We start from the raw sequence: 3998 nt of genomic DNA on the forward strand, positions 1-3998 counted from the left end.
GGCCAGCCGGCCCGCGTCGTGGCCGAGCCCGGCCTGCGCGGGGGCCGCGTCCACGGAGCCCTGGAGCGCGTCCGGGGCCGGCACCGGCTCGCTCACCTCACGGCCGTCGGCCCAGCCGGAGACGGCGTAGACGACGACGGGCGCCTCGGTGAGCACGTCGATCGCCCACGAGGCGCGCTGCTCGTCGCCGAACCCCTCGGCGAGGGTGCCCTCGGCCGCGTACGGGCGCGGCAGGCGGTCGGCGCTGCGGTCCAGCCGGCCCTTGGCCACCTTGGTGCGCAGCGCGCGCATCCGGTCGGCGTCGCCCTCGGTGAAGAGCAGGCCGACGGTGACCAGGTGGCTGCGGGTGGCGTCGGTGTAGGTGGCGCGCAGCAGGCGTTCGCAGCCGACCGCGGCGAGCGTCCTGTGCAGCGCGGGGTCGAAGGCGTCGGAGCAGTCGCCGTCGGGGGCGACCGCGACGCGCTTCCAGGTGCGGTCGGCGCCGCCGGGGCCGAGGTCGCGGCCCTTGACGGAGGGCGGGAAGAGTTCGTCCACCGGGGTGGTGCGCCACATCTCGCGGGCCTCGGCGTAGGAGTCCGCGCCGTCGTCGGGCCCGCCGGTGATCCCCGCGGTGACGCCCGCGGCCAGCAGTCCGGTGCCCAGCAGCCCGCAGGCCAGCGCCGCGCCCAGTCGTCCGCGCGGGCGGACGGGGGCGGGTGTGGGAACGGGTGAGGTGCCGGGTGCCGGGAGTCCGAAGGGCTCGGCCGGGGCGGCGGAGGCGGCCGCCGACGGCACCGGGCCCGCCTCCCCGAAGGGGGACGGGCCCACGAGCACGGCCCATCCGGCGGTCGCCGCCGCGGCGCCGAGCGCGCACACGACGGCGGCCACCCAAGGGCGGCGCAGACGCTGCAAGGTCAGCTCCGGTGGGCCGACCGCCGCCGGTTGCGTGCCAGCCAGGCGGCGCCGACGCCGGCGAGGAGTCCGCCGCCCACCAGGCCGGCCACTCCGGCCGCGGGCATGCCGCCGCCGTCCTGCTCCGCCAGCTGTCCGCCGCTGCCGGCCTTCACCGTCCCGGCGTCCATCGCCGCGTGGCAGACACCGCCGCGCACCATGTCGAGGTGCATCGCCACCACCGGCCGCGCGGCCCGGGCCGCCGCCTTGACCTCGGCGTTGCCGCCGGCCTTCAGCTCCTGGTCGATCAGGGCGAGCGTCTTGGTGTGCGCGGCGTCCTGGAGCATCAGCCACGCCTTGTCGTAGGCGCCGCTGCCGGCCTTGGCCTGCACCGCGGCGAGCTCCCGCTTCTGCTCCTCGGTGGGGCCGGCGGGCAGCGCGATGTCGAGCTTGCCCGCCAAGGCCCGCACGTCCGCGTCGAGCTTGGTGTGGTCGCGCACGAGCACCGTGCCGACCTTCTTCACGCACGCGGTCGTGGCGTTCTTCTGCGCGTCCCGTCCGGCGGCGATCTCGGCGAGATTGCCCTGGTGCGCGGCCTTCACGAACATGACGTCCTGGTCGTCGACCGCCGCGGCCGACGACGGCCCCGCCGAGGTCACGGACAGGGCGACCGCCAGGGCCGCCACGTATGCGAGCCGGGTTCGTATCACGAGCTGCTCCTTTCACGCCCGCCGCGGATCGTCGCCGCGACGGACAGGGAAGAAGGCGCTGCTGTAGCACCCGACAGGGATGAATCCCACGCAACACGCCGAAAACGTCACCGGCGGCCGGTATTTCACCCTGACGGCCCACAGGCCCGGACACGGGCGGGCCGGGGTCAGCCCAGGCGGGCGGCGAGGGCCGCGAGGAGGCGGACGACGCCCTCGGGGTCGGGGACCACGACGTCGGCGCGGGAGGCGAGCTCGCGGACCTCCTCGTTGGCGCTGCAGACCAGCACCCCCGGCAGCCCCTCGCCGCGCAGCGCCTCCACCGCGTCGAAGGCGGGGATGTCCCCGAGGTCGTCCCCGGCGTACAGCACCGCCCCGGCGCCCACGTCCCGCAGGTAGGCGCGCAGCGCGACCCCCTTGTCGATGCCCGGCGGCCGCAGCTCGAGGACCATCCGCCCCGGCTCGACGATCAGTCCGTGCCGCTCCGCCAGCGCGTCCAGCGGCTCCCGCAGGGCCTCGAAGGCCGCCTCGGGGTCCTCGGCCCGCCGGGTGTGCGCGGCCAGCGCGCGGCCCTTGTCCTCGATCCAGGTGCCGCGCGACTGCGGCACCGAGGCCAGCACCTCGGGGAACTCCCGCCGCACCGCCTCGACCCCCGGGTGCGGGTCCGGCGCGGTGACCTTGCCGGTGGCGGCCTCCCACCGCTCCGCCCCGTAGTGCCCGAGCACCACGAGGTGGTCGAGGCCGGCCACCCCGGCGAAGCCGCCGTTGCGCACCGCGACCTCGGCCGGCCGCCCGGTGACCACGGCCACCGCCGCCACCTTGGGCGCCAGCGCGGCCAGCGCGGGCACCGCCTCGGGGTGCGCGCGGGCCCGGTCCGGGTCCGGCACGATCGGCGCCAGCGTGCCGTCGAAGTCCAGCGCGATCACGGCCCGCTCCGGCGCCGCGAGGATGGCCTCGAGCCCGTCCCGTCCGGCCGCCGTCACCGGCTCCGGAAGGCCGCCGTCGGAGGAAGAGTTCGCAGAGGTCTGGTTCTGGTCGCTGCCCATATCGGGACCATAACCGCGCAGTCCGCCGCCAACCCCCCGGATCAGCGTTCCGCGCGGCGGCTGTCCCGGACGCGGCGCAGCCGGTTCACCGTCACCGGGTCGTGGGCCAGCGCCCTCGGGTCGTCCAGCAGCGCGTTGAGCAGCTGGTAGTACCGCACGGGGGCGAGGCCGAGCTCCTCGCGGATGGCCCGCTCCTTGGCGCCGGGCCCCGCGAACCCCCGCCGCTCCAGCGCGAGCACGTCCCTTTCCCTGCCAGTGAGCTCCTCCATGCCTGCACGGTAACCGCCGCCACGGACACCCCGCCGGACCGGGCCCGGGCCGCGCCGCGCGCACCCGCGGACCGTCAAGGCATGTCCAAGCCTGGCAAGTGGACTAGACCTTTCGCGGCGCACCCGCCAGACTGATCGGCGTGAATCACGTCATCGCCCTCGATGTCGGCGGCACGGGCATGAAGGCCGCCCTGGTCGGCCCCGACGGCACCCTGCTGCACCAGGACCGCCGGGCCACCGGCCGGCACCGGGGCCCCGAGGCCGTCGTGGACGGCATCCTCGACTTCGCCGCCGGCCTGCACGCCGAGGGAGTGACCCGCCTCGGCCGGGGCGCCGCCGCGGTCGGCATCGCCGTCCCCGGTCTGGTCGACGCCGAGCACGGCATCGCCGTCTACGCGGCGAACCTCGGCTGGAAGGACGTCCCGCTGCGCACCCTGATCGGGGAGCGGCTGGGCGGCGTCCCGGTCGCGGTGGGTCACGACGTGCGCTCCGGCGGTCTCGCCGAGGGCCGCGCCGGGGCCGGCCGCGGCGCGGAGAGGTTCCTCTTCGTGGCCCTGGGCACCGGCATCGCGGGCGCCATCGGCATCGCCGGCCGGGTCGAGGAGGGCGCGCACGGCAACGCGGGCGAGATCGGCCACATCGTCGTGCGGCCCGGCGGCCGGCCCTGCCCCTGCGGGCAGCGCGGCTGCCTGGAGCGGTACGCCTCCGCCTCCGCGGTCGGCGAGGCCTGGGCCCGCGTCTGCGGCGACCCGGACGCGGACGCCGCGGACTGCGCCGCGGCGGCGGACCGCGGCGACGCGCGGGCACGGGAGGTCTGGCAGGAGGCGGTCGACGCCCTGGCCGACGGCCTGATCACCGGCCTGACCCTGCTGGACCCGCAGCGCCTGATCGTCGGCGGCGGTCTCGCCGAGGCCGGCGAGACGCTGTTCACCCCGCTGCGTGAGGCGGTGGCCGCCCGGATCACCTTCCAGCGGCCGCCCGAGATCGTCCCCGCCGCCCTCGGCGACACGGCGGGGTGCCTGGGCGCCGGCCTCCTCGCCTGGGACCTGCTCGACGCACCGGCCGGCGCCGCGGCCGGCCCTTCCCCCGACGCCCCCTCCCTGGAG

5 protein-coding genes are annotated in these 3998 nt (G+C 77.1%); 1 reads left to right on the forward strand and 4 read right to left on the reverse strand.

Annotated features, from left to right (window positions below):
• The 4 genes from ACOV8S_RS01490 to ACOV8S_RS01505 all read right to left on the reverse strand — a co-directional run.
• Window positions 1–891, reverse strand: an 891-nt coding sequence (locus ACOV8S_RS01490; protein ID WP_448315517.1) for a hypothetical protein, incomplete at its 3' end; no start/stop codon positions are given.
• A 2-nt stretch (window positions 892–893) separates the two neighbouring features.
• Complete coding sequence (locus tag ACOV8S_RS01495; RefSeq protein ID WP_448315519.1) at window positions 894–1580, reverse strand: DUF4142 domain-containing protein; 687 nt, start codon at window positions 1578–1580, stop codon at window positions 894–896.
• A gap of 167 nt (window positions 1581–1747) precedes the next feature.
• Window positions 1748–2623 carry a trehalose-phosphatase gene (gene otsB / locus ACOV8S_RS01500; RefSeq protein ID WP_448315520.1) on the reverse strand — a complete coding sequence of 292 codons (876 nt, stop codon included), beginning with the start codon at window positions 2621–2623 and terminating at the stop codon, window positions 1748–1750.
• A gap of 41 nt (window positions 2624–2664) precedes the next feature.
• Window positions 2665–2892 (reverse strand): DUF3263 domain-containing protein, encoded by a 228-nt coding sequence (locus ACOV8S_RS01505; RefSeq protein ID WP_351113002.1) that lies wholly within the window; start codon window positions 2890–2892, stop codon window positions 2665–2667.
• A 140-nt stretch (window positions 2893–3032) separates the two neighbouring features.
• On the opposite strand from ACOV8S_RS01505, the gene ACOV8S_RS01510 reads away from it, so the two are divergent.
• A partial coding sequence (locus ACOV8S_RS01510; RefSeq protein ID WP_448315522.1) for an ROK family protein occupies window positions 3033–3998 on the forward strand: 966 nt, incomplete at its 3' end.

This window comes from Streptomyces sp. CO7 (genome assembly GCF_053474865.1).